Origin of the sequence: Streptomyces reniochalinae (genome assembly GCF_003323735.1) — a bacterium.
GTDB classification, from domain to species: Bacteria; Actinomycetota; Actinomycetes; order Streptomycetales; family Streptomycetaceae; genus Streptomyces; species Streptomyces reniochalinae.
In genome coordinates this window covers 730177-752930 of the sequence record NZ_QOIM01000042.1, presented here as the reverse complement: position 1 = coordinate 752930, position 22754 = coordinate 730177, and the positions used below count along the sequence as shown (strand labels likewise).

Sequence of the window (22754 nt, the reverse complement as noted above, 5' to 3'; positions counted from 1 at the left end):
TGGCAGACTGTCGCCCTATGGGGGTACCGACCACGAGGACCGAAGAAGACACCCGGCACGAGACGGACGAAGCCGCGGCGCAGCAGACCCCTGCGCGCCCGGGGACGGGCGAGGACGCACGCCCCCGCAGAAGCGCCCTGGCCAGGTGGCGCTCTCCCAGGCACCCCCGCCTGTGGTTCGAGATCGCCCTCATCGCGATCAGCTACTGGACGTACTCCCTGATCCGCAACGCCGTCCCTGAGCAGCGCGCCGAAGCGCTGCGGAACGCGGACTGGATCTGGCGCACCGAGCACACCCTCGGGATCGCCGTCGAAGCCTCCGTCAACCACGCCATAGGCGGGGTGACGTGGCTGATCGTCACGATGAACTACTACTACGCCACGTTGCACTTCGTCGTGACCATCGGCGTGCTGGTGTGGCTCTACCGCGCCCACCCCGGGCGGTACGCCGCGACACGGCTGGTCCTCTTCGCCACGACGGGGTCGGCGCTGCTGGGCTACTACCTCTTCCCGCTGGCCCCGCCCCGGCTGATGGGCGGCGGGCACTTCATCGACACGGTGAACGTCCACGAGACGTGGGGCTCCATGGCCTCGGGGAACCTGGCGCAGATGTCGAACCAGTACGCCGCCATGCCCTCCATGCACATAGGGTGGTCCGTCTGGTGCGGCATCACGATCGCCATGCTGGCGCGGCCCGTGTGGGTCAAGGTGCTGGGGGCGCTGTATCCGGCGACGACCCTGCTGGTCATCGTGAGCACCGCCAACCACTTCTGGCTCGACGCCGTCGGCGGTCTCTGCTGCCTCGCCCTCGGCTTCGCCCTCTCCTACGCGTGGTACGGCCGCGTCTCCTACCGGCTGCCGAGGTTGGCCGCCGCCCCTGCCTGAGCTCGCCCCGGCCCCGCCCTTTCACCGTTTCCGCGGGGTGTGCCCCACATCCGCGGTGACGCTTCGCTCGTCCTCAAGCGCCTGGGGGCACCTCCCGGACGAAGTCTGGGGGAGCTTGAGGACCGGGGTCTGGGGGCGGAGCCTCCAGAAATGGGTGAAAGGGCGGGCCGGGGTGGCGTCACTCCGTGTCGTAGAAGAGGCGGTCGACGACCGCGCGGGCCCGGCGCGTGACCCTGCGGTAGTCGTCGAGCATCTCTCCGACGTGTCCGGGGTCGTAGCCCAGGTAGCGGCCGACGGCGGCGAGCTCACGCGACTCGGAGGGGAAGGTGTCGCCCGGCCGTCCGCGCACGAGCATCACCGCGTTGCGCACCCGCGAGGCCAGCACCCACGCCTCGTCGAGCACGTCGGCGTCGTCGCCCCCGATCAGCTCGGCCTCCCGGGCGGCCGCCAGCGCCTCCCGCGTCCTGGTGGTCCGCAGCCGCGGCAGCTCGTGACCGTGCCGCAGCTGCGTCAGCTGCACCGTCCACTCGACGTCGGTGAGCCCGCCGCGGCCCAGCTTGGCGTGGGTCGTCGGGTCCGCGCCGCGCGGCAGCCGTTCGCTCTCCATACGGGCCTTCAGGCGGCGGATCTCCCGTACGGAGTCGTCGCCGAGCCCGCCCGCGGGATAGCGGAGCGGGTCGATCAGCTCCATGAACCGCTCCCCGAGCCCGGCGTCGCCGGCGACGAACTCGGCCCGCAGCAGCGCCTGGCTCTCCCACACCACCGACCAGCGGCCGTAGTAGGCCGCGTACGAACTCAGCGACCTGGCCAGGGCGCCGGACTTGCCCTCGGGCCGCAGGTCGGCGTCCATCACCAGCGGCGGATCGGTGGTGGGCAGCTGGAGGAGCCGCCGCATCTCGGTGGCGACCGCGAAGGCCGCCTTGCCGGCCTCGTGCTCGCTCACCCCCTCGCGCGGCTCGTGCACGAACAGGACGTCGGCGTCGGAGCCGTAGCCCATCTCGTGGCCGCCGAAGCGGCCGACGCCGATGACGGCGAAGCGGGCGGGCAGCTCGTCGCCCCACTGCGCGCGTACGGCGGCGCGCAGGGCGCCGGCGAGCGTGGCCGAGTTGAGGTCGGTGAGCGCGTTCCCGACCCGGTCCAAGGCCGCTCCGGGCTCCTGCTGGGCCACTCCCTCGGTGCCGTAGGCACCGATCAGGTCGCCCGCGGCCGTACGGAACAGCTCCCTGCGGCGGACACCGCGCGCCGCGGCGACGGCCGCCTCGGCCCCTTCCGCACGGCCCACCGCGGACAGGGTCTCCTGGAAGAGCGCGTCCCGGGAGCGGGGCCGCAGCCCGTTCTCGTCGCCCAGCAGAGCGACGGCCTCGGGGGCGCGCAGCAGCAGGTCGGGGGCGAAACGCCCGGCGGACAGCACGCGCGCCAGGTTCTCGGCGGCGGCGCCCTCGTCGCGCAGCAGCCGCAGGTACCACGGCGACTTGCCCAGCGCGTCGGAGACCTTGCGGAAGCCGAGCAGGCCCGCGTCCGGGTCGGCGGAGTCGGCGAACCAGCCCAGCAGCACCGGCAGCAGGGTGCGCTGGATGGCGGCCTTGCGGCTGACGCCCGAGGCCAGCGCCTCCAGGTGGCGCAGCGCCGAGGCCGGGTCCGCGTACCCGAGGGCCTCCAGACGCTGGCGGGCAGCCCGTGCCGACAGACGCTCCTCGCCGGGCTCCAGCTGGGCGACCGCGTCCAGCAGCGGCCGGTAGAACAGCTTCTCGTGCAGCCGCCGCACCGCTGAGGCGTGCCGCCGCCACGCCTTGTGCAGCTCGGTGACGGGCTCGCTGCGGTAGCCGAGGGAACGCCCCAGACGGCGCTGGTCCGCCTCGGAGTCGGGCATCAGGTGGGTACGGCGCAGCTGGTAGAGCTGGATGCGGTGCTCCATGGTGCGCAGGAAGCGGTAGGCGGCGTCGAGCGCCGCCGCGTCCTGCCGCCCCACGTAGCCCCCGGCGGCCAGCGCGTCGAGGGCGTCGAGCGTGGTGGGGCTGCGCAGCGTCGTGTCGCTGCGGCCGTGCACCAGTTGCAGAAGCTGTACGGCGAACTCCACGTCCCGCAGCCCGCCGGGCCCCAGCTTCAGCTCGCGCTCCACCTGCGCGGCGGGGATGCTGGCGACGACACGGCGCCGCATCTGCTGCACGTCGGTGACGAAGTTCTCCCGCTCGGCCGCCTGCCACACCAGCGGCGTCACCGCGTCCACGTACGCGTAGCCCAGCTCCGCGTCGCCCGCCATCGGCCGGGCCTTGAGCAGCGCCTGGAACTCCCACGTCTTCGCCCAGCGCTGGTAGTAGGCCAGGTGGCTGCTGAGGGTCCGCACGAGGGGCCCGTTACGGCCCTCGGGGCGCAGATTCGCGTCCACCGGCCAGATCGTGCCCTCGCCGGTCGTGTCCGAACAGATGCGCATCATGTGCGCCGCGACCCGCGTAGCCGCCCTGAGTGCCTCCGCCTCGTCCTGCGGGCCCCCCGTGCCGGACGGCTCCGCGACGAAGATGACGTCCACGTCCGAGACGTAGTTGAGCTCGTTGCCGCCCGCCTTGCCCATGCCGACGACGGCCAGCCGGCAGGCCGCCGCGTCCTCGGGAGCCGCCTGCCGGGCCTGCGCCAGCGCCCTGCGCAACGTGGCGGTGGCCAGGTCGGCGAGTTGCGCTGCCGTGTGCGCCAGGTCGTTGGTGCCGCACACGTCACGGGCCGCGATGCCCAGCAGCGCCCTGCGGTACGCGACGCGGAGCGTGTCACGGTCATCGGCCTGACGCAGGGCCGCCTCGAACTCCTCGATGCCCGGATGCAGGTCGGCCGACTCGTACGTCGCCAGCGCCCGCCAGTCGTGCGGATGGCGGGCCAGGTGGTCGGCCAGCGCGTCCGAGGCCCCGAGCACCCCGAGGAGCCGGTCGCGCAGCGGTTTCGCGGTCAGCAGCGTGCCGAGGAGAACCTGCGGGTCCTCCGCCGCCTCCGCCTCCGCCTCCAGCGCCTCGACGAGCCGGAGCAGCCCCAGCAGCGCCAGATCCGGATCAGCCGTGGCCCCCAGAGCGTTCAGAAAGAGAGCGTCGTCCCGCACGGATGCCAGCGGCGGACTGTCCAACAGCCTTGTGGCCGCGGCGGGGTCCGTGAACCCGTGCCGCAGCAGACGCCCATACGTCGTGGGCCGCCGCCCACCTTGTGCCACGCTCACTCCTCGACACCTCTCACCCTGGGTGACCTATTGTTTCCCCCTCCCCTAGAGCCCACCACCCGCCCGCAACCACCGACCCACCTCTCGTCAGAGGGAGCCGGCTCTCCCCCAGAGGGCTCCTAGGGGGGGCGGAGCCCCCCTAGCGGGGGGCAGTTGGGGTGGGGGTCCCCCCGGACGGAGTCTGGGGGAGGAGCCGCCCCAATGCCCGGCCGGCGAGGCAAAGGGGGTCTGGGGGCGGAGCCCCCACCACGGCCGCCGAGAGCCCCCTCACGAAGAAGGGGAAGACCATGGGGGCACCCCGAAGAAGGGGTCACAGGGGCTGAAGCCCCAACCGAAGGGGGCTCACAGCACGGGAAGCGACTTGCGCAACTCGAACGCCGTCACCTCGGAGCGGTACTCCTCCCACTCCTGCTTCTTGTTCCGCAAAAAGAAATCAAACACGTGCTCCCCCAGCGTCTGAGCGACCAGCTCACTCCGCTCCATGGCACTGATGGCCTCGCCAAGGTTCTGCGGCAGCGGCTCGATCCCCATGGCGCGCCGCTCCGCGTCGGAGAGCGCCCACACGTCGTCGTCGGCCCCAGCGGGCAGCTCGTAGTCCTCCTCGATGCCCTTGAGCCCGGCGGCGAGCAGCACCGCGTAGGCGAGGTAGGGGTTGGCTCCGGAGTCCAGCGACCGCATCTCCACGCGGGTCGACCCCGTCTTGCCGGGCTTGTACATGGGCACGCGCACCAGCGCGGAGCGGTTGTTGTGGCCCCAGCAGATGTAGGAGGGGGATTCCCCGCCCTCACCCGCGGTGCGGTTCGCCCCGCCCCAGATGCGCTTGTAGGAGTTGACCCACTGGTTGGTGACCGCGGAGATCTCGCCGGCGTGCTTGAGGAGGCCGGCGATGAAGGAGCGGCCGACCTTGGAGAGCTGGTATTCGGCGCCGGACTCGTAGAAGGCGTTGCGGTCGCCCTCGAAGAGGGAGAGGTGGGTGTGCATGCCGGAGCCGGGGTATTCGGAGAACGGCTTGGGCATGAAGGTGGCCTGGACGCCCTGTTCCAGCGCGACCTGCTTCATGACGAGGCGGAAGGTCATGATGTTGTCGGCGGTGGAGAGCGCGTCGGCGTAGCGCAGGTCGATCTCCTGCTGCCCCGGGGCGCCCTCGTGGTGGGAGAACTCGACGGAGATGCCCATGGACTCCAGCATGGTGATGGCCTGGCGGCGGAAGTCCATGCCGACGTTTTGCGGGGTGTGGTCGAAGTAGCCCGAGGAGTCGGCGGGGACGGGCCGGGTGCCGTCGACGGGCTTCTCCTTGAGCAGGTAGAACTCGATCTCGGGGTGGGTGTAGAAGGTGAAGCCGAGGTCGGAGGCCTTGGCGAGGGCCCGCTTGAGGACGTAGCGCGGGTCGGCGTAGGAGGGGGAGCCGTCCGGCATGAGGATGTCGCAGAACATGCGGGCGGTGCCGGGGGCCTCGGCGCGCCACGGCAGTATCTGGAAGGTGCCGGGGTCGGGCTTGGCGATCATGTCGGATTCGTAGACGCGTGCGAAGCCCTCGATGGCGGAGCCGTCGAAGCCCATCCCCTCGTCGAACGCCTGCTCCAGCTCGGCGGGCGCGACCGCGACCGACTTCAGGAAGCCCAGGACGTCGGTGAACCAGAGCCGGACGAACCGGATGTCCCGCTCCTCCAGCGTGCGGAGCACGAACTCCTGCTGCTTGTCCATCGGCAATCACCCATCCTCGCTGGTCCGGTCAGCCTCCCCGGTCCGTATGGCCGAGGTTGCGTCGGTGACACCTCCTAGCGTCCCGCCGCACAGTTTCTGGCAGGTTGCGCACGTGTTGACGGTGCCCCACGCCCATTGCACCAGACACCGGCCCCCCGGGCCGCCGCCGCGTCGCGTCCCGGGCTCTCCTCGCGCCGGGGACGATCAGGCGGCGGGCTCCTCGCGCCACGCGGCGAGCAGCCGGCGGTAGGCGTCGGTCGCCGCGTGGAGCTTGTCCACCGAGCAGGTCTCGTCGGTGGTGTGTGCCTGTTCGGGGTCGCCAGGACCGTGCAGGAGTACCGCCGGTGAGCCGAGCTTTCCGGCGAGCACGGACGCGTCGGTGAAGTAGGTGGCGTAGTCCGCCGCCGGTACCCGCGGGTCCTGACCGTCGGCGCCGGACGCCTCTGCTGCCGTGCCGTGCAGCGCGGCGGCGAGCCGTCCGACGAGCGGGCCGGCCGGGTCGGTGGCGATGCTGGGCAGGTCGAGGAGACGTTCGATGCGGGTGCCGGGCGCGGCGAGCGCGCCGACCTTCGCGAGCGCGTCCTCGGTGCCGAAGCCGGGGACGGTGCGGATGTCGAGGTCGAGTTCCGCGTGGTCGGGCACGAGGTTGGGCTGCACTCCGGCACGGAAGGCGCCGGGGTTGACGGTGACCGGGCCGTGCGTGGGGCTGACGGGCCAGGCGTCGTACGTGTGCAGACGGGTCGCGGTGGCGGCGAGCGCCACCAGCGCGTTCTCGCCGAGTTCCGGCCGGGAGCCGTGGGCGCTGCGCCCCTGCGCGGTGAGCCGCAGCCACAAGGCGCCCTTGTGCCCGAGGACGAGCCGGTTTCCGGTGGGTTCGGCCACCAGCAACGCGGGGCTGGGCGCCAGGTCCGTCAGGTGCCGTGCCCCCTCGCAGCCGGTCTCCTCACCGAAGGTGAACACGAGCTGGAGCGCGGCGCCCCGCACCCCGGCGCTCCCGGCTCCCTGCGCTGTTCCGGACGCGGCCACGTGGTCGAGGGCGGCGCAGACGAGGGCGGCGACCCCGGCCTTCATGTCGCTGCTGCCCCGGCCCCGCAGCCGGTCGCCGTGCACCTGGCCGCTGAGCGGGTCGAAGGACCAGCCGGCGGGGTCGGCGGGCACCGTGTCCAGGTGCCCGGTCAGGGTGAGCGGGGTGCCCGCTCCGTACCGGGCGACGAGGTTGGCCCGGCGCGGCTCCGGTTCGTCGAGGCGCACGGCGAAGCCCGCGTCGTCCAGCAGTGTGGCGAGCAGGGTCGCGGCGGGCTTCTCGTTGCCGCCCCGGGTGTCCAGGGTGATCAGGCGCCGGGCGAGCGCGAGCGGGTCACGGGGCGGGGCGGCGGGGGGTGCGGCCACGGGAGGGGACGGGCGGGGCGGCCGGGTGTCGGTCATACGGGGCTCCCTTGTCGGTACGGGGGCGGGTGCCGCGCCGGGGCGGCCGTCAGGCGCCGGGCGCCGTGGCCGAGCCGCGGATGACCAGGTGCAGCGGGAAGACGCGGGTGACGCGCTCCCCGGCCCGGTTCTCGACCCTGGCCTGGACGAGGTCGAGCGCGGAGCGGGCGAGGTCGGCGACAGGCTGCTGGAGGGTGGTGAGCTTGGGCCGCAGCCACTCGCCGACGCGGATTCCGTCGCAGCCGACGACGGACAGGTCCTCGGGGATGCGCAGCCCGTGCAGTTCGGCGGCCGAGAGCATGCCGACGGCGACGATGTCGCTGCCCGCGAAGACGGCGGTGGGCGGTTCCGCGGCTCCGGTCAGGTACGGGAAGGTGCTGGCGCCGAACTGCTCGGTGTAGGGGCCGTGCAGGACGAGGGCCTCGTCCACGGGCAGGTCCGCGTGGGCCATCGCGTCGCGGAAGCCGCGCAGCCGGTCACGGCTGGTGGACAGCTCCGGCGGGCCCGCGACGTGCGCGATGCGGCGGTGTCCGAGCTGGGCGAGGTAGGCGGTGGCCTGGTAGGCGCCGCCGTAGTTGTCCACGGAGATGGCGTCGGCATGCGAGGTGTCGGCGATCTCCTCGTCCAGGACGACGACGGGCAGCCCGCCGCTGATGGCCTTGACGAGCCGGGGGTTCCGGCGGTGGATGCCGACGTAGATCATGCCGTCCACCGCGTCGGTGCGTGCGACGAGTTCGCTCAGTCCGGCCTCGCGGCGGGACTGCCGGCCGGTGACCCCGACGACGAGCGAGATCCCGCCGGCGGCGGCCGTGGCGGCGATCTCCTCGGCCAGCTCGGCGAAGAACGGATTGACGAGGTCGGGCACGATCAGCGCGATGACGGGGCTCTCGGCGGGGGCGGTGGCCTGTGCGGGCGCCGGGGCCGCGGCGGGCGGCGCCTCGTATCCCAGGTCGCGGACCGCGGCGTCGATGCGTCCGGCGGTCTCGGGGTTCACCTTCAGTTGCCCGCGCAGATACCGGGACACCGTGGACGCCGAGACGTGCGCGTGTTGCGCAACACGGGCCAGGGTCACGCTCTCCTCCTCTTCGCCGGTGTGCGCATGTGACTCCAGAGTGTACCGAGTGTCTTTCTTCTTACACCCATTGACTGTGCACAACGGCAGTCTTAACGTTGCGCAACAACAAGCAATACGCACAAATTTTGCGCAACACCTAGGAGACAAGCATGGCCCGCGTCCTCCTCGCAGGCGAGTCCTGGATCAATGCCTCGACCGACTTCAAGGGCTACGACGCCTTTCCCCACGCCCAGCTCGAAATCGGCGCCACCCCGCTCATCGAGGCCCTGGAGGCCGGGGGGCACCAGGTCACGCACCTGCCCTCGCACGCGGTGGCGACCGACTTCCCCGAGACGCTGGAGAAGCTCGCCGCCTACGACGTCGTGATCCTCTCCGACATCGGCGCCAACTCCCTGCTGCTGCCTCCGCAGGTGTTCGCGCAGGGGCGCCCCTTCCCCAACCGCCTCAAGCTGCTCGCCGAGTGGGTGGGCCGGGGCGGCGGACTGGCGATGGCCGGGGGCTACCTGAGCTTCCAGGGCTTCCAGGCCAAGGCCAACTACCACGACACCCCCGTCGAGGCGGTGCTGCCCGTCTCGATCCTCCCCTACGACGACCGCGTGGAGTGCCCTGAAGGGGTCACCGGCGAGCTGTCCGGTGAGGGCCACCCCGTCACCGCCGGGCTCGACGCCACCTGGCCCCTCCTGCTCGGCTACCAGAAGCTGACCGCCAAGCCGGACGCGCAGGTGCTGGCCACCGTCGAGTCCCGCCCGCTGCTGGCCGTACGGGACGAGGGCGCGGGGCGCACGCTCGCCTTCGCCTCCGACATCTCCCCGCACTGGGCCCCCACCGAGTTCGTCGAGTGGGCGGGCTACCGGCGGCTGTTCCACCAGGCCGTCAGCTGGCTCGCGGGAAGCGAGGAGTGACCCCCCGTGGCACCCCCAGGGGGCGCGGTGATGGGCAGCCTCAGGAGGGCGCGGCTGAGCACCGCACGGCCGCCCCGTAACGCAGCGACGAGCACACTCCGTGACGGAGAGGCGAGCGCACCCCGCGGCGGAGAGGCGGTCGCGGCGTCGGCGGTCACCGCCCGGCGGAGCCGTACGCTGGTCCCGGAAGGGGACCTCGTCGCCTTGGAGGCCGACGGCAGCGCGGTCCCGCCCCGCGGCGCCCGGCGGGCCGTCCGCCTCGCAGCCCGCACCGGCCCGGCCGGGGCCACCACCGCGGCCGGGGAGAGCTTCCGCACCGCATCGGCGGACGCGCCGCCCGGCAGCGCCGCCCTGCCCGGCGCGGCCCCCTGAGCGAGCGCCGTCACCACCATCCGGCGGGTCGCCCCCAGCTCCCCGCCGGTCCGGTCCGACATCCCCGGGTCCCCTTCCAGAACGCAGCGCGAAAGGGCGGCGACACGATGACCCACCTGACTCCCCCGGCCCCGGCCCCCGCCGTGGCCCCCGAACCCCGGCAGCGCACGCCCCGCGGCGCGACCACCGCGCTCCTCGTGGTCGCGACCGTGCTGGCGGGCACCCTCAGCCCCCTCCAATCCACCGTCAACGGCGCCCTCGGCAAGGAGATCGACGACGGCAACGGCGCCGCCGTCATCTCCTTCGGCAGCGGTCTGATCCTGATGGCCGTCCTCGTCTTCGCCCGGCCCACCACCCGCCGCCAGGCCCTGGCCCTGCCCCGGCTGATCCGCAGCGGTCAGATCGGCTGGTGGAACTACCTGGCGGGCCTGTGCGGCGGCGCCGTGGTGCTGTCCGAGGGGATCGCCGTCGGCGCCCTCGGGGTGGCCGTCTTCCAGATCTCCCTGATCTGCGGCATGGTCATCTCCGGCGTGATCTGCGACCGTTTCGGCGTCACCTCCGAGGTCAAGCAGCCCGTCTCGGCGCCCCGGCTGCTGGGCGCCGTGCTCGCCGTCGGCGCCACCACCCTGGCCATCTCCCCCGCCCTGCACGTGCCCGGCGCGGTCGTCATGGCCGTGCTGCCGTTCGCCGCCGGGCTGCTGGCCGGCTGGCAGCCCGCGGGCAACGCGGCCGTCGCCCGCTCCAGCGGCTCCGTGCTGGTCTCGATCGGCTTCAACTTCCTCGTCGGCTTCACGGTGCTGCTGATCGGCTACCTGATCCGGCTGGGGACAGGATCCGGCCACTTCGCGCTGCCGGACACCTGGTGGATGTACACCGGCGGCGCCCTCGGGCTGCTGTCGATCGCCTTCATGGCGCTGCTCGTGCGCGGCCTCGGGCTGCTCCTCCTCGGGCTCTCCTCGGTGGCGGGCCAGCTCCTGGGCTCCCTGATCCTCGGTGCCATCAGCCCGTCCCTGGGGGAAGGGATCCACCTGGTGACCATCGGCGGTACGGTGCTGGCGCTCGTCGCCGCGGGGATCGCGATGATCCCCTCCCGTGGCCCGCGCGACACGAACGGTGCGGAGCAGTCATGACCACTTCCGCGGGCGCAGCCTCGCAGACCCCGTACGGGCCGGCCGTCCAGACGGTCCTGGGGCCGGTCCCCGCCGACCGGCTCGGGCTCGTCCTGCCGCACGAGCACCTGTTCAACGACCTGTCCGGGGTGCGGAATCCGCCCTCCTACGGCTTCACCGAGGAACTGCCCGAGCGGCCGGTGAGCGCCTCGGTGGCCTGGGCGCTGCGGCACGACCCGTACTGCAACCGCGACAACGTCGCCGCCAAGCCGCTGGCCGACGTGGTGCGGGAGATCGACACCTTCCGTGACTGCGGCGGCGGAACCCTGGTCGATGTCACCTCCAGTGCGGCGATCGGACGGAGTCCGGAGCTGTTGCGGCAGGCGTCCGAGCGCAGTGGCGTCCATGTCGTGATGGGGTGCGGCGCCTATCTGGAGCGGTTCGAGGGCGAGCGGATCGCCGCCGCGGTCGAGGAGCAGGCGGCGCGGATCGTCGCGGAGCTGGACGAGGGCATCGGCCCGCACGCGGTACGGCCCGGCATCATCGGGGAGATCGGGGTCTCTCCCGCGTTCACCGAGGCGGAGCGCGCCTCGGTGCGGGCGGCCGCGCTGGCTCAGCTGGACCGGCCGCACATCCCGCTGATGCTGCACCTGCCGGGCTGGCAGCGCCGGGCGCACGAGGTGCTCGACCTGGTGCTGGACGAGGCCGGGGTGGCGCCCGACCGGGTCGTGCTGGCTCATATGGATCCCTCCGGGCACGACGCCGCCTACCAGGATTCGGTGGCGGCACGCGGGGTGTGGCTGGAGTTCGACATGATCGGCATGGAGGTCGCCTTCCCCGGGGAGGGGGCCGCCCCGTCGGCTCCGCACACGGCCGAGGCGGTCGCGCGGCTCGCCCGGCGCGGGCACGCGGGGCAGCTCCTGCTCAGCCACGATCTGTTTCTGAAGCAGATGTGGACCCAGCACGGTGGCAACGGGTTCACCTTCGTGCCCACCGTGTTCGGCGAGATGCTGGCCGACCGGGGGCTGGATCGCGCGTCGATCGCCCGCCTGACCCACGACAATCCGGCCCGCATGCTGGCCCCGGGGGCGGCCGGCTGACCGCACGACGCCCGCCGGCCAGTGCATTGTCACTGGTCAGCGAGGCCCCTCCGGCACGGGGAATGCACACTGGTCCGAGAGCATTGACGAGGATGTAGTTCAACGGTCAACTACTTCATCGACGAGCGCACGAGGACGGCGAGCACCATGACGGCCACCACCCCCATCCAGTTCGGGATCTTCACCGTCGGCGACGTGACCCCCGACCCGACGACCGGGAGGACGCCGACCGAGCACGAGCGGATCACGGCGATGCTCACCCTCGCGCAGAAGGCGGAGGAGGTCGGGCTCGACGTCTTCGCCACCGGCGAGCACCACAACCCGCCGTTCGTCCCGTCCTCCCCGACGACGATGCTCGGCTGGATCGCCGCCCGCACCGAGCGGCTGATCCTGTCCACCTCCACGACGCTGATCACCACCAACGACCCGGTGAAGATCGCGGAGGACTTCGCGATGCTCCAGCACGTCGCCGAGGGCCGGGTCGACGTGATGATGGGCCGCGGCAACACCGGGCCCGTCTACCCCTGGTTCGGCCAGGACATCCGCCAGGGCATCCCGCTGGCCATCGAGAACTACGCGCTGCTGCGCCGCCTGTGGACGGAGGACGTCGTCGACTGGCAGGGCCGCTTCCGTACGCCCCTCCAGGGCTTCACCTCCACCCCGCGCCCGCTGGACGGTGTCCCGCCGTTCGTGTGGCACGGCTCCATCCGCAGCCCGGAGATCGCCGAGCAGGCCGCCTACTACGGTGACGGCTTCTTCGCCAACAACATCTTCTGGCCCAAGGACCACTTCAAGCGTCTGATCACCCTCTACCGAGACCGCTTCGAGCACTACGGGCACGGCACGCGCGAGCAGGCGTACGTCGGCCTCGGCGGGCAGGTCTTCATGCGGAAGAACTCGCAGGACGCGGTGCGGGAGTTCCGGCCCTACTTCGACAACGCACCCGTCTACGGGCACGGCCCCAGCCTGGAGGAGTTCACCGACCAGACGCCGCTGACCGTCGGCAGCCCGCAGGAGGTCATCGACAAGACGCTGACCTTCCGCGAGTCCTTCGGCGACTACCAGCGGCAGCTGTTCCTGATGGACCACGCGGGGCTGCCGCTGAAGACCGTACTGGAGCAGTTGGACATGCTGGGCGAGGAGGTCGTGCCGGTGCTGCGCAGGGAGATGGCCGCCGGGCGCCCCGCGGGCACGGCGGACGCCCCCACGCACGCGGCCCGCGTGGCCGCGCGCGACGCCGAGCAGGAGGGAGCCGCCGTATGAGGCCCGTGAAACTGGCCGTCGTCTCGGCCGGGCTGAGCGAACCGTCCTCCACCCGGCTGCTGGCCGACCGGCTGGCCGAGGCGACCCGCGTCGCCCTGGAGGACCAGGAGCGGGAGGTGGAGATCTCGACGGTCGAACTGCGGGACGTGGCCACCGAGATCGCCCACAGCTTCACCACCGGCTTCGCCGGCGCAGCGCTGCGCGAGGCGAGCGAGCGGGTGACGGAGGCGGACGGGCTGATCGCCGTCACGCCCGTCTTCTCCGCGTCCTACAGCGGACTGTTCAAGTCGTTCTTCGACGTGCTCGACAACGACGCGCTCGCGGGCAAGCCCGTGCTGCTCGGAGCGACGGGCGGCACCCCGCGCCACTCCCTGGTGCTGGAGCACGCCATGCGGCCGCTCTTCTCCTACCTGCGCGCGGTGACGGTGCCGACCGCCGTCTACGCGGCGACCGACGACTGGGCCGCCGCCGACGACGGGCTCACCCCCTCGCTGCCCCGCCGGGTCGCCCGCGCGGGCGGGGAGCTGGCGGGGCTGGTCGCGCCCCGGGCGACGCAGGAGCCCGGCCCCGAGGCGGAGGAGGTCGTCCCCTTCGCACAGCAGCTCGCGGCGCTGCGGGTGGAGGAGGAGTGAGCGGCCCGGGCCCGAGGCGCCTCGGGCCCGGGGCGGGTGACCGTGCGGCGGCCCCGGAGGCTGATGCCTCCGGGGCCGCTGTGGCTCAGCGGACGGCCCGCTCCACCCCGTCGACGAACGCGGTCCACGCGGTCGGTGAGAACGCCAACGCGGCCAGGCCGGTGTCCTTGCTGTCACGCACGGGGACGGCCCCCACGTCGGACACAAGCCCCGGGGCCCACTCGACGCAGTTGCCCCCTTGTTTGTCGCTGTAGCTGGACCTGATCCACTGCGGGCCCACGGAGCCTCCCGGCTGCCGACACGTTGAAGTCAGCGCTCGTCGCGCTTCATGTCCTCTACGAAGGCTGCCCACGCAGCAGGCGAAAACGCCAACGCTGCTCGCGTGGTGTCCTTGCTGTCACGCACCGGGACGGCTCCCCCGCCGCACACGCGCCCCGGGGCCCACTCGACGCAGTTGCCCCCTTGACCGTCGCTGTAGCTGGACCTGATCCAGGTTGCGCTCATGGAGCCTCCCCGCCATCGGCGTATGGAAGTCAGCGCTCGTCGCGCTTCACGTCCTCTACGAAGGCTGCCCACGCGGCAAGTGAAAACGTCAACGTGGCGCGGCCTGTGTCCTTGCTGTCACGCACGGGGACGTCGCCCGCGCCTGACGTGAGACCCGGGGCCCACTCGACGCACTGGCCCCCTTGGCTGTCGCTGTAGGTGGACCTGATCCACATTGCGCTCATGTGCGCTCCTCACGTCGCTGATTAGGGCCTCCGAGGCTTGCGGACCCAGTGAGCAAGCCCTCAACTGATCATAGAGACCAGCGACTTTGGTGACGGTTTCCGGCGTCTCGTACGGCTGCCCTCCCTGCGGCCCTTCAACGTACACAGCCGTCTTCCCGCCGGAGAAGTTCAACAACGTGAACGGAGCAGTCACCGACACGCCCTCTGCACCGAGAGGCCGTACTTGGAGCGTGAGCATTGGGTAGTGCTTCATCGCATGGAGGAGAAAGCCCAACTGCTCCACCATGATGTGCGCTGAGCCCACTTCCGCCCACAAGCACGCCTCGTGCAGCACAACCCACACGTGCGGTGGATCCGCCTGCTCAAGGACCTCCCGCCGCCGCAAGCGACTCATCACCGCTGCGTCGAGGTCGAGCCCTGACGTAGCCAAACGCCCCCCGCCGAGGACCGCCCGTGCGTACCTCTCGGTCTGAAGCAGTCCCATGACGAGAACCGTCGAGAAATCACGGATGTCGGTCGCTCTACGCTCAGCGTCGATGTACGGAGCGAACCACTCCGGGTACTCACCCTCGACCACCCGTCGGAGCTGGCGGACGAACAAGTCCCCCGTGCCGAAGACGTGATCGCACGCCTCAGCGAATCTCATGGAGGGCAAGATCTTTCCCGCCTCGACCTGGCTCACGTAGCTCTGCGTATAGCCGGTGGCGGAAGCGAAAGCCGTCTGTGAGATCCCCGAGCTCTCCGAACTCGCTGGATGTCGGCTCCGAGTCCCGGGGGGATATTGATGTGCGCTAAGCCTTTGCGCGGCAGAGCCATGCTGACCAGCTCCAACTAGAGGCGAGGCCTGCCACCTTCGGGCCGAAGCCATAAAGAATGGCACTTATACCGCGTCATCGTAGCCCTCCACGTGTTGTTCTCACCACAGTGAGTCACCAACTCGACCAGCGGGTGGGAACGATGGAGCATTCGGAAGGCGGGGGCGCGGCACGCCCCTGCGAGGACTGCGCGTGGTATCGCACGATGATCAACCGCGCGGCGGGCGACCCGCGGCCCCGCGCGGACCTCGAAGCCCTCTTCGGCGCACACCTGCGTCGAACCCACGCGCCGGAGGCACCCGCCGAGGGGCGCCGGCACCTGCGGGGGCTGTGAGGTGTGGGCCGTGGGTGAGGTCGCCCAGGACCGGAAGACCGGGAAGACGGGGACGATCATCCAGGTGACGGGGCCTGCCCCGTTCATCCACCGCCTCATGCTGGACGAGGGGGCCCCGCCCATCGTCGTCTACCGGTACGGAGACCAACTGCGCCGCGTCCCGGGCCGGACGGCCACAGGCTCAGCCGCCGGGCCGGGGGCGGAGCGCGTCGACGATGAGGTCGAGCAGGGGGCCGATCCGGCGCGGAGCGCCACCCGCGGGGGTGGCGTGGAAGAGGCCCAGCAGCAGAGTGAGGACGTCGTCCGGGTCGACGTCGCCACGGAGTGAGCCCGTCCGCGCTCCGGCCTCCAGGACGGCCGCGACCGCCTCGGTGAGGCGCCCCCGCGTGTCGGGGGTGGCGATGCTGCCCGAGGCCCAGCCGGCGCGGAGGGTGTCGAGGAGGCCGCGTTTGGCGGCGACGAACGCGGCGTAGCGGTCGAGCCAGGCGCGCAGCGCCGCCTCGGGGGGCAGCTCGGCGAGCAGCGCGGGGACGGCGGTGACGACACCGTCCAACTCGGCGGCGTAGACCGCCTCCACGAGCGCTTCGCGGGTGGGGAAGTGGCGGTAGAGCGTGCCGATGCCGACGCCCGCCTCGCGGGCGACGGCGTCGAGCGGGACGGCGCCCTCCGCAGTGGCGAACACGGTGCGCGCCGCGGTGAGGAGTTTCTCGCGGTTGCGCCGCGCGTCGGCGCGTGCGGGGCGACCGGACGCGGGGCCGGGAGGCGGCTCGGGCGCGTTCAAAACGGAGGACCCTCCGGTAGTGTTACGGTCGATAAGCGGAGACCCCTCCGCTTACTCCATCGTCTCACGGGAGCGGCACCTCATGACGACCTCTCCGACCCCTTCGTCCGACCACACCACGGCCACCGGCGTCCCCCGCGCCGGAGGGCCGGGCCGACTCGCCGGCCGTACCGTCTCCCGCGTCGGCTACGGCGCCATGCAGCTCGAACGCCTGAACGGCGACCGCGCCTCGGCCGTTGCGGTCCTGCGCCGCGCCGTCGAGCTGGGCGTGGACCACGTCGACACCGCCCAGTTCTACGGCGACGGCTTCGTCAACGGCGTCATCCGCGAGGCGTTCCGCCCCGAGGACGGCGTCCTCGTCGTCACCAAGGTCGGCGCCACCTCCGACCCCGGCGGCCGCTTTCCGCTGCGGCTGGCGCAGCGGCCCGAGGAGCTGCGGGCCGAGGTGGAGGCCAACCTCGCCGCCCTCCGCCTGGAGCAGCTTCCCGTGGTCAACCTGCGCCGCGCGGAGACCGGTCCGGGGCTGCGCGCCGAGGGCGAGCAGCTCGTCGACATCGACGACCAGCTCGCCGTACTGACCGCCCTGCGCGACGAGGGCAAGATCGACAAGCTCGGGGTCAGCAACGTCGGCCCCGACGAGCTGCGCCGGGCGCTCCCGGTCGGCCCCGTGTGCGTGCAGAACAGCTACAGCCTCGTGTCCCGCGGCGACGAGGAGATGCTCAGGATCTGCCTCGACGAGAACATCGCCTGGGTGCCGTACTTCCCGCTCGGCAGCGCGTTCCCCGGCATGCCGAAGGCGACCGACGAGCCCGCGGTCCTCGCCGCTGCGGAGTCCCTGGGAGCCGCCCCCTCGCAGATCGGGCTGGCCTGGCTGCTCCACCACGCGCCGAACGTGCTGCTCATCCCGGGCACGGCCGATGCCGCACACCTGGAGGCGAACGTCGCCGCGGGCGCGCTCGCCCTCGACGACGCGACACTCGCCGCGCTGGACGCCGTCCCGACCCGGTCGGGAGAGCCCACCTTCGAGTGAGAGGCCCCGGCCCCCCGCGGCCTCAGCGCTCCTGCCGCCGCAGCGCCTCCTCGGTGACGGGCGTGAAGAAGTTGACGAGGTTGCCGTCCGGGTCGCGGAAGAGGAGGGAGCGGTTGCCCCACGGCATCGTCGTCGGCGCCTGGACGACCGCGCAGTCCAGCGAGGACACGCGCTGGTACTCCGCGTCGGCGTCGTCGACGCGGAACTCGACGATCACCGAGTGGTTGGCGGCGGGGCGGGCACAGTCGTCGCCGAACAGTGCCAGGGTGCGGCTGCTCGCGAGCGCGAGCGTGCAGGACGGTGTCACCAGCTCGGCGAAGTCGGGCGTCGCCCACCTCGCCGCGACCCGGGTGACCTGCTCGTAGAAGGTGACGAGGCGAGCGACGTCGTCGGTGATCATCCGGATGGAGACGCAGTTCATGACGGTGGCCTTTCGGAAAGCGGGCCCCGGGTGCGGGGTCTCTCGCACGCTAGAGGCGATACCGGGCAGGATCCGCCCGGTATCCGCGGGACAATTCTCCGATGCCCACCTCGACCGCCCGGGTGCTCGCTCTGCTGGAGATCCTCCAGGGCGGCGGCCTGCGCACCGTCCCCGACCTGGCCGCCCGCCTCGGCGTGGACGAGCGCACCGTCCGCCGCTACGTCGGCCACCTGCTGGACCTGGGCGTGCCCGTCGACGCGGTGCGCGGCCGCCACGGCGGCTACCGGCTCGCGCCCGGCTACCGGCTGCCGCCGCTGATGTTCACCGAGGAGGAGGCCCTCGCTGTTCTGCTGGGTCTCCTGGCGGGCCGCAGGACCGGGCTGTCCGCCAGGGACGTGGCGGCGGGTGAGAGCGCCGCCGCGAAACTGCGCCGCGTTCTGCCGGGGCGCCTGGCCCAGCGGCTGGAGGCGCTGCTGGAGACCGTCGGTTTCACCGGGCCGCCCCGTGCGGCCGCCCCTCCGGAAGCGGGCGTGCTGCTCGAACTCGCCGGAGCCGCACGCCACCAGCACCCCGTGGCACTCACCTACAGCGACCGCAGGGGCCGCGTCAGCGACCGCACGGTGCTGCCTTACGGTCTCGTGGCGCATTCCGGGCGCTGGTATCTGACCGCCGCCGACCGGGCCGCCGGGGACGGCGAGGTACGCACCTTCCGGCTGGACCGGATCACCGCCCTGTCCGTGCAGTCCGGCTCGTTCGAGATCCCGGCGGGTTTCGACCCGGTGGCCACCGTGCTGGACGGCATCGCGCGCACGCCCTGGGCCCACGAGGTGGTCCTGCGCATCCGCGCCGACGTCGCGCACATCCGCCGCCAGCTGCCCGCCGGGCTCGCCACCTTGTCCCCGGCCGGGGCCGGGGCGGCCTCCGCCGCGCCCGAGGAGGCGGACGACGGCGCCCGGGAGGACAGCGCCGGGGCCGGGTGGGTCGAGGTCCGGCTGAACGCCGAGCGGCTGGAGTGGATCCCGGCCGTACTCGCCGCCGTGGACCGCCCGTTCGTCATCGAACGACCCGCCGCACTGCGCGACCTGGTACACGCGCTGGCCCGTCGCCTCGACGAGCACGCCACCGCCGACGGGAGCGACGGGACCGGCACCTGAACCCCCGGGCTACGCGCCCCACCGGCTCGCCGCGTCCGGTCACCGCCCCGCGAGGCGGCAGAGGCGGGCGGCTCGTCGCGCCCCGGGGGCGACGGGGCGGGGGACGCGTCGCCGGGCGGGGATGCGGGGCCGGGTGGGGCGAGGTGCCAGTCCTCGTCCTGCTCGCAGGACCTGTCGCGGACCGTGGAGAGCGCCGCCCAGGACAGCTCGCCGTGCGGGTCGAGGGCCCGCACCGCCGACAGGGCGGGCCGCAGGGCGGGGTCCTTCTCCAGGCAGGCGGCGATCAGGGGCAGCAGGTCCTGGAGCTGAGACGCGCGGAGGCGCTCCGTGAGTTCTCCTTCGCCCGGCCGGTAGGCGTCGTCCGCGCGCACGACCGCGGCCCGGTGTGTGTGGGGCACACCGGGCCGCGGAAGGTGGGGGGTTACCCAGCGAACTGGGTGGAGGGTGTCACTCGGGTGTCACTCGACGACGTTGAGGAGCAGGTTGGGCGAGCCCTCGCCCGGGTTGCCGACGACGTCCTTGGCGGCACCGTCCGTCAGTCCCTTGGAGACGGCCTCCGGGGTGGCGTCCTTGTGTCCGGACAGGTAGACCGCCGCGGCGCCCGCGACGTGCGGGGAGGCCATGGAGGTGCCGGAGATGGTGTCGGTGGCGTCGTCACCGGTGTTCCAGGCGGCGGTGATGTCCACGCCGGGCGCGTACAGGTCGACGACCTTGCCGTAGTTGGAGAAGTCGGCCTGCGCGTCCTTGTTGTCGGTGGCACCGACGGTGATGGCCTCGGGCACCCGGGCGGGCGAGTTGTTGCCCGCGTCCGAGGACTCGTTGCCGGCGGCCACCGCGAAGGTGACGCCCGCCTTGATGGAGTTCTGCACCGCCGTGTCGAGCGCCTCGTCGGCGCCGCCGCCCAGCGACATGTTGGCCACCGAGGGGGCCTTGGCGTTCTTGGTCACCCAGTCGATACCGGAGACGACCTGCTCGGTGGTGCCCGAGCCGTTGTCGTCCAGCACGCGGACGGCCACCACGTCGGCCTTCTTGGCGACGCCGTGTGCCTCGCCCGCCACCGTGCTGGCGACGTGCGTGCCGTGGCCGTTGCCGTCGGAGGCGTCGTCGTCACCGTCGACCGCGTCGAAGCCGCTGCTGGCGCGGCCGCCGAAGTCCTTGTGCGTGGTGCGCACACCGGTGTCGATGATGTAGGCGGTCACGCCCTCGCCGGCGCTGTCCGGGTAGACGTACTTGTCGTCGAGGTTCAGCTCGGGCGTGTCGATGCGGTCCAGGCCCCAGTTGGGCGGGTTGGCCTGCTCGGCGCTGACGGTGTGCTTCTGGTTGGCGAAGACCTTGTCGACCGCCGGGTCCGCGGCCAGCTCCTTGGCCTCGCTCGCGGACATCTTCGCCGAGTAGCCGTTGAGGGCCTTGGTGAAGGTTCTGCGGACCTTGCCGCCGTGGTCGGCGATGACCGTCTTGCCCTTGGCGGCGGCGGACTTGGTGCTGACCGCCGACTTCTTCATTGTGACGATGTAGCTGCCCTTGACGGCGTGTGCCGACTTGGCGCCCACGACCGTTCCGGTGGCCGGTGCCTCCGGGGCCGCGCTGGCGGGAAGCGCCGTGACGGTACCGATGGCGGCGGCCGCGACCGCCGCGGATATGCCGAGAGCAACCTTCTTGCGCGTCACTGCCATGGGGAGGGTTCCTCCTCGTGTGGGGGGTGCGCCTGTGGGGTGCGCGTTCGGCACGCTAAGCGCATTGTCATTGGCAGGACAAGAGGTGGCTTGCCCGGACCGACGAAGGGTCAATTGCCGTACGGGCGGTCATTCTTCGCGGCTCGGTCAGCCGGCGCACACCCTTCCCCCGGCGCACGTTTACCGGCGCTGACTCCTCGCCGCCCAGCGCCGCCGCGCGGAACCGCTCAGTGGACCGGCCCGTGGGTCGGCTCGGGAGCCGGCTCGTGCGCGGCGCCCGCCTCGCCGCGGCCGGCCGCGCCCGGCGCCTGCGGCACCCAGCCGAGGCTCGCCGCGCGCATACCGAGCTGGAAACGGGTCGTGGCGCCCAGCCGTTCCATCAGCCCGTGCAGCCGCCGCTGGAAGGTGCGGTAGCTGATGCCGAGCTGACGCGCCATCACCTGGTCGGTCATGCCCGTCGTCAGCAGCGCCAGCAGCCTGGCCTCCTCGTGGCTCGGCCCGTCGGGCGCGCCGGGGCGCCGCCCGGCCAGGTACTCCGAGATCGGCAGCGCTCTGCCCCACAGCACCTCGAAGAACTCGCACAGCACCTCCAGCAGCCCTGAGGGGTGGACGACGACGCTGCTGGCCAACTCGTGCGGCGCGGCCCGCAGCGGGATCAGCGCGATGTGGTCGTCCGCGATCAGCATCTTCGTCGGGGTGTCGGCCATCACGCGGGCGTCCTCCCCCAGCCGGGCCGCCGCACCGATGTCCCCCTCGAACCGGTGGGAGGCGGCCAGCCCGTCGGTGTCGTAGATGACGCGGTAGCCGACGCCACGGCGCAGCATCTGCGCCTGCACCGGCATCATGCCGGTCTTCGGATCGAGGCGGTCCGGATCGCTGTTGGCGTACGGCGGCCGGTCGATGCCCCGTATCTGGGTGCGCGCGCTGCGCTGGAGCTGGTCGACCTGGCGGATGACGGCCGCCCGCCCTGTGACGATCTCCACCAGGTCCAGGGGGTCGCGGCCCGGCGCGTTGGCCCGGAACCGCGCCGCCAGGTGCTGGATGTGGCGGCGGGTCCTGTGGATCTCCTCCTCGCGGGCGAGCAGCAGCGACTCGAAGGCGATCTCGGGCGCCACCGGAAGGTAGCGCGCCTCGCCCTGGCCCCGGTCGGCGGCGAACCGTCCGACCAGGTTGAGCTTCTCCAGCGCGGTGAGCGCCGCACGGACGCGGGCGGCGCTCAGCCCGGCGGCGGTGCGCAGTTCGCCGACGGTCACGGCGCCGTCCACCAGCGCCTCGTAGACCTGCTGCTCGACCGGGTCGAGATCCAGAGCCTCCAACATGCTGGGCATCCTCAGCTCGGTGGCGAGTTCACGTCAATGACCGAACCCCGCCAGCACCGCGCCAAACACACAGGAACCCTGTGGAAACCGGCCACGGGGAGTGTGCGCATACCCCGCCAGGGCATGCGGCTAGGGTGGAGGCCATGCCGACGGAGCAGTCCACGCGCCACTCCCGCACCCCGTGGTGCGCCCGCGCGCTGCTGCTCGCCGCCCTGCTCCTGGGCCTGGTCACCATGCACACGCTGGGCCACCCCTCGTCCGAGCCGGCGTCGGCAGCACCGGCCGCACCGGCGGCCTCCATGGCACTCAGCGGCGACGTGGCCCTGATGGCACCGGCCGAGGCACCCACCGTGCCCGCCGCCGACGCCCTGTCCTCCGCCCAGACCGAACCCGGCGTGGGTGGCGTGGGTGGCGCTCATGACTCGTCCGTCGACCACGCCACGTACGCCGCGCCGCCCCAGCCGGGAGAGCAAGGCACCGGTCACGGTGACGGTCACGGCACCGGGATGGACCCCGCCTCCGTGTGTCTCGCCGTGCTGGGTGTGTGGTCGGCCGTCGCGCTGCTGGGCCTGCTCGTGGCGCTGGTGCCGCGTCGGCGCGGGGCGGACCTCGCAGCCGCGTACCGCACCCGGCTGCTGCCCGCCCTGTGGCCGCTGCCGCCGCCCAGAACCGCCGTCCGTCTCGCGCGGTTGTCGATCCTGCGGACCTGACAGGGCCCGCACGCCCGCCCGTACACCCTGAGGGGAAGCCACCGGCCGCCCGTCGGGGCCCCTGACGCGCGCGGAAGCCGCGCGCGGGCGTGCGTGTGCCCAGGTACGACATCAGGAGACGACCACG

At 72.4% G+C, this 22754-nt stretch carries 22 protein-coding genes and 1 pseudogene; 11 read left to right on the top strand and 12 right to left on the bottom strand.

Translation table 11 applies throughout. The annotated features are described in order from the left end of the window. Window positions 1-17 precede the first annotated feature (17 nt). Window positions 18-884: a phosphatase PAP2 family protein gene (locus DQ392_RS28830; protein ID WP_114018580.1), complete on the top strand. Its 867-nt coding sequence runs from the start codon at window positions 18-20 to the stop codon at window positions 882-884. A 178-nt stretch (window positions 885-1062) separates the two neighbouring features. Here DQ392_RS28830 and DQ392_RS28825 read toward each other — a convergent pair whose 3' ends face one another. The 4 genes from DQ392_RS28825 to DQ392_RS28810 form a co-directional block, all read right to left on the bottom strand. Then, window positions 1063-4074: a bifunctional [glutamine synthetase] adenylyltransferase/[glutamine synthetase]-adenylyl-L-tyrosine phosphorylase gene (locus tag DQ392_RS28825; protein WP_114018579.1), complete on the bottom strand. Its 3012-nt coding sequence runs from the start codon at window positions 4072-4074 to the stop codon at window positions 1063-1065. Between the two features lie 348 nt (window positions 4075-4422). Then, entirely contained in the window at window positions 4423-5784 is a 1362-nt protein-coding gene (gene glnA / locus DQ392_RS28820) for a type I glutamate--ammonia ligase (RefSeq protein WP_114018578.1), read from the bottom strand. 204 nt (window positions 5785-5988) lie between these two features. Beyond that, window positions 5989-7209, bottom strand: a complete 1221-nt coding sequence (locus tag DQ392_RS28815) for a M20 family metallopeptidase (protein WP_114018577.1) — start codon at window positions 7207-7209, stop codon at window positions 5989-5991. A 49-nt stretch (window positions 7210-7258) separates the two neighbouring features. After that, window positions 7259-8281 (bottom strand): LacI family DNA-binding transcriptional regulator, encoded by a 1023-nt coding sequence (locus DQ392_RS28810; protein ID WP_114018576.1) that lies wholly within the window; start codon window positions 8279-8281, stop codon window positions 7259-7261. 152 nt (window positions 8282-8433) lie between these two features. On the opposite strand from DQ392_RS28810, the gene DQ392_RS28805 reads away from it, so the two are divergent. From DQ392_RS28805 to DQ392_RS28780, 6 genes are all read left to right on the top strand, one after another. Beyond that, window positions 8434-9186 (top strand): glutamine amidotransferase, encoded by a 753-nt coding sequence (locus DQ392_RS28805; protein ID WP_114018575.1) that lies wholly within the window; start codon window positions 8434-8436, stop codon window positions 9184-9186. Window positions 9187-9192: 6 nt separating this feature from the next. Continuing rightward, window positions 9193-9558, top strand: coding sequence for a hypothetical protein (locus DQ392_RS28800; RefSeq protein ID WP_147266590.1), 366 nt, complete (start codon window positions 9193-9195; stop codon window positions 9556-9558). A 107-nt stretch (window positions 9559-9665) separates the two neighbouring features. Further along, window positions 9666-10688 (top strand): DMT family transporter, encoded by a 1023-nt coding sequence (locus DQ392_RS28795; protein ID WP_114018573.1) that lies wholly within the window; start codon window positions 9666-9668, stop codon window positions 10686-10688. Then, window positions 10685-11767 carry a phosphotriesterase family protein gene (locus DQ392_RS28790; RefSeq protein ID WP_114018572.1) on the top strand — a complete coding sequence of 361 codons (1083 nt, stop codon included), beginning with the start codon at window positions 10685-10687 and terminating at the stop codon, window positions 11765-11767. Before DQ392_RS28795 ends, DQ392_RS28790 begins: the two co-directional genes overlap by 4 nt. Window positions 11768-11932: 165 nt before the next feature. Next, on the top strand, window positions 11933-13030 hold the full coding sequence (locus tag DQ392_RS28785; RefSeq protein ID WP_114018690.1) for an LLM class flavin-dependent oxidoreductase: 1098 nt from the start codon (window positions 11933-11935) through the stop codon (window positions 13028-13030). Further along, a complete protein-coding gene (locus tag DQ392_RS28780; RefSeq protein ID WP_114018571.1) occupies window positions 13027-13662 on the top strand; it encodes an FMN reductase in 636 nt (211 codons plus the stop codon). The genes DQ392_RS28785 and DQ392_RS28780 overlap by 4 nt, the downstream gene beginning before the upstream one ends. 85 nt (window positions 13663-13747) lie before the next feature. Here DQ392_RS28780 and DQ392_RS28775 read toward each other — a convergent pair whose 3' ends face one another. From DQ392_RS28775 to DQ392_RS28760, 4 genes and pseudogenes are all read right to left on the bottom strand, one after another. Beyond that, window positions 13748-13942, bottom strand: coding sequence for a DUF397 domain-containing protein (locus tag DQ392_RS28775; RefSeq protein WP_114018570.1), 195 nt, complete (start codon window positions 13940-13942; stop codon window positions 13748-13750). Window positions 13943-13971: 29 nt separating this feature from the next. Continuing rightward, window positions 13972-14166: a DUF397 domain-containing protein gene (locus DQ392_RS28770; RefSeq protein WP_114018569.1), complete on the bottom strand. Its 195-nt coding sequence runs from the start codon at window positions 14164-14166 to the stop codon at window positions 13972-13974. Window positions 14167-14195: 29 nt separating this feature from the next. Continuing rightward, a pseudogene (locus DQ392_RS35540) lies at window positions 14196-14324 on the bottom strand (DUF397 domain-containing protein); the annotation flags it as partial. Next, complete coding sequence (locus tag DQ392_RS28760; protein WP_342774983.1) at window positions 14284-15072, bottom strand: DUF5753 domain-containing protein; 789 nt, start codon at window positions 15070-15072, stop codon at window positions 14284-14286. The gene DQ392_RS28760 and the pseudogene DQ392_RS35540, both read right to left, overlap by 41 nt. Window positions 15073-15347: 275 nt before the next feature. Here DQ392_RS28760 and DQ392_RS28755 point away from each other — a divergent pair, with 275 nt between their 5' ends. Continuing rightward, entirely contained in the window at window positions 15348-15539 is a 192-nt protein-coding gene (locus DQ392_RS28755; protein ID WP_114018567.1) for a hypothetical protein, read from the top strand. 181 nt (window positions 15540-15720) lie between these two features. On the opposite strand, the gene DQ392_RS28750 is transcribed toward DQ392_RS28755, so the two are convergent. Then, window positions 15721-16320 carry a TetR/AcrR family transcriptional regulator gene (locus DQ392_RS28750; protein WP_114018566.1) on the bottom strand — a complete coding sequence of 200 codons (600 nt, stop codon included), beginning with the start codon at window positions 16318-16320 and terminating at the stop codon, window positions 15721-15723. 82 nt (window positions 16321-16402) lie between these two features. Between DQ392_RS28750 and DQ392_RS28745 the strand changes: the two genes are divergently transcribed. Next, window positions 16403-17350: an aldo/keto reductase gene (locus tag DQ392_RS28745; RefSeq protein ID WP_114018565.1), complete on the top strand. Its 948-nt coding sequence runs from the start codon at window positions 16403-16405 to the stop codon at window positions 17348-17350. A 22-nt stretch (window positions 17351-17372) separates the two neighbouring features. Here DQ392_RS28745 and DQ392_RS28740 read toward each other — a convergent pair whose 3' ends face one another. Beyond that, entirely contained in the window at window positions 17373-17771 is a 399-nt protein-coding gene (locus DQ392_RS28740) for a VOC family protein (protein WP_114018564.1), read from the bottom strand. A gap of 101 nt (window positions 17772-17872) precedes the next feature. Between DQ392_RS28740 and DQ392_RS28735 the strand changes: the two genes are divergently transcribed. Then, window positions 17873-18925: a helix-turn-helix transcriptional regulator gene (locus DQ392_RS28735; RefSeq protein WP_114018563.1), complete on the top strand. Its 1053-nt coding sequence runs from the start codon at window positions 17873-17875 to the stop codon at window positions 18923-18925. A gap of 458 nt (window positions 18926-19383) precedes the next feature. Here DQ392_RS28735 and DQ392_RS28730 read toward each other — a convergent pair whose 3' ends face one another. Next, complete coding sequence (locus DQ392_RS28730) at window positions 19384-20598, bottom strand: S8 family peptidase (protein ID WP_114018562.1); 1215 nt, start codon at window positions 20596-20598, stop codon at window positions 19384-19386. Between the two features lie 227 nt (window positions 20599-20825). Next, window positions 20826-21917 carry a helix-turn-helix transcriptional regulator gene (locus DQ392_RS28725; RefSeq protein WP_245982064.1) on the bottom strand — a complete coding sequence of 364 codons (1092 nt, stop codon included), beginning with the start codon at window positions 21915-21917 and terminating at the stop codon, window positions 20826-20828. Between the two features lie 143 nt (window positions 21918-22060). On the opposite strand from DQ392_RS28725, the gene DQ392_RS28720 reads away from it, so the two are divergent. Then, entirely contained in the window at window positions 22061-22627 is a 567-nt protein-coding gene (locus DQ392_RS28720; RefSeq protein ID WP_114018688.1) for a hypothetical protein, read from the top strand. Window positions 22628-22754: the final 127 nt, after the last annotated feature.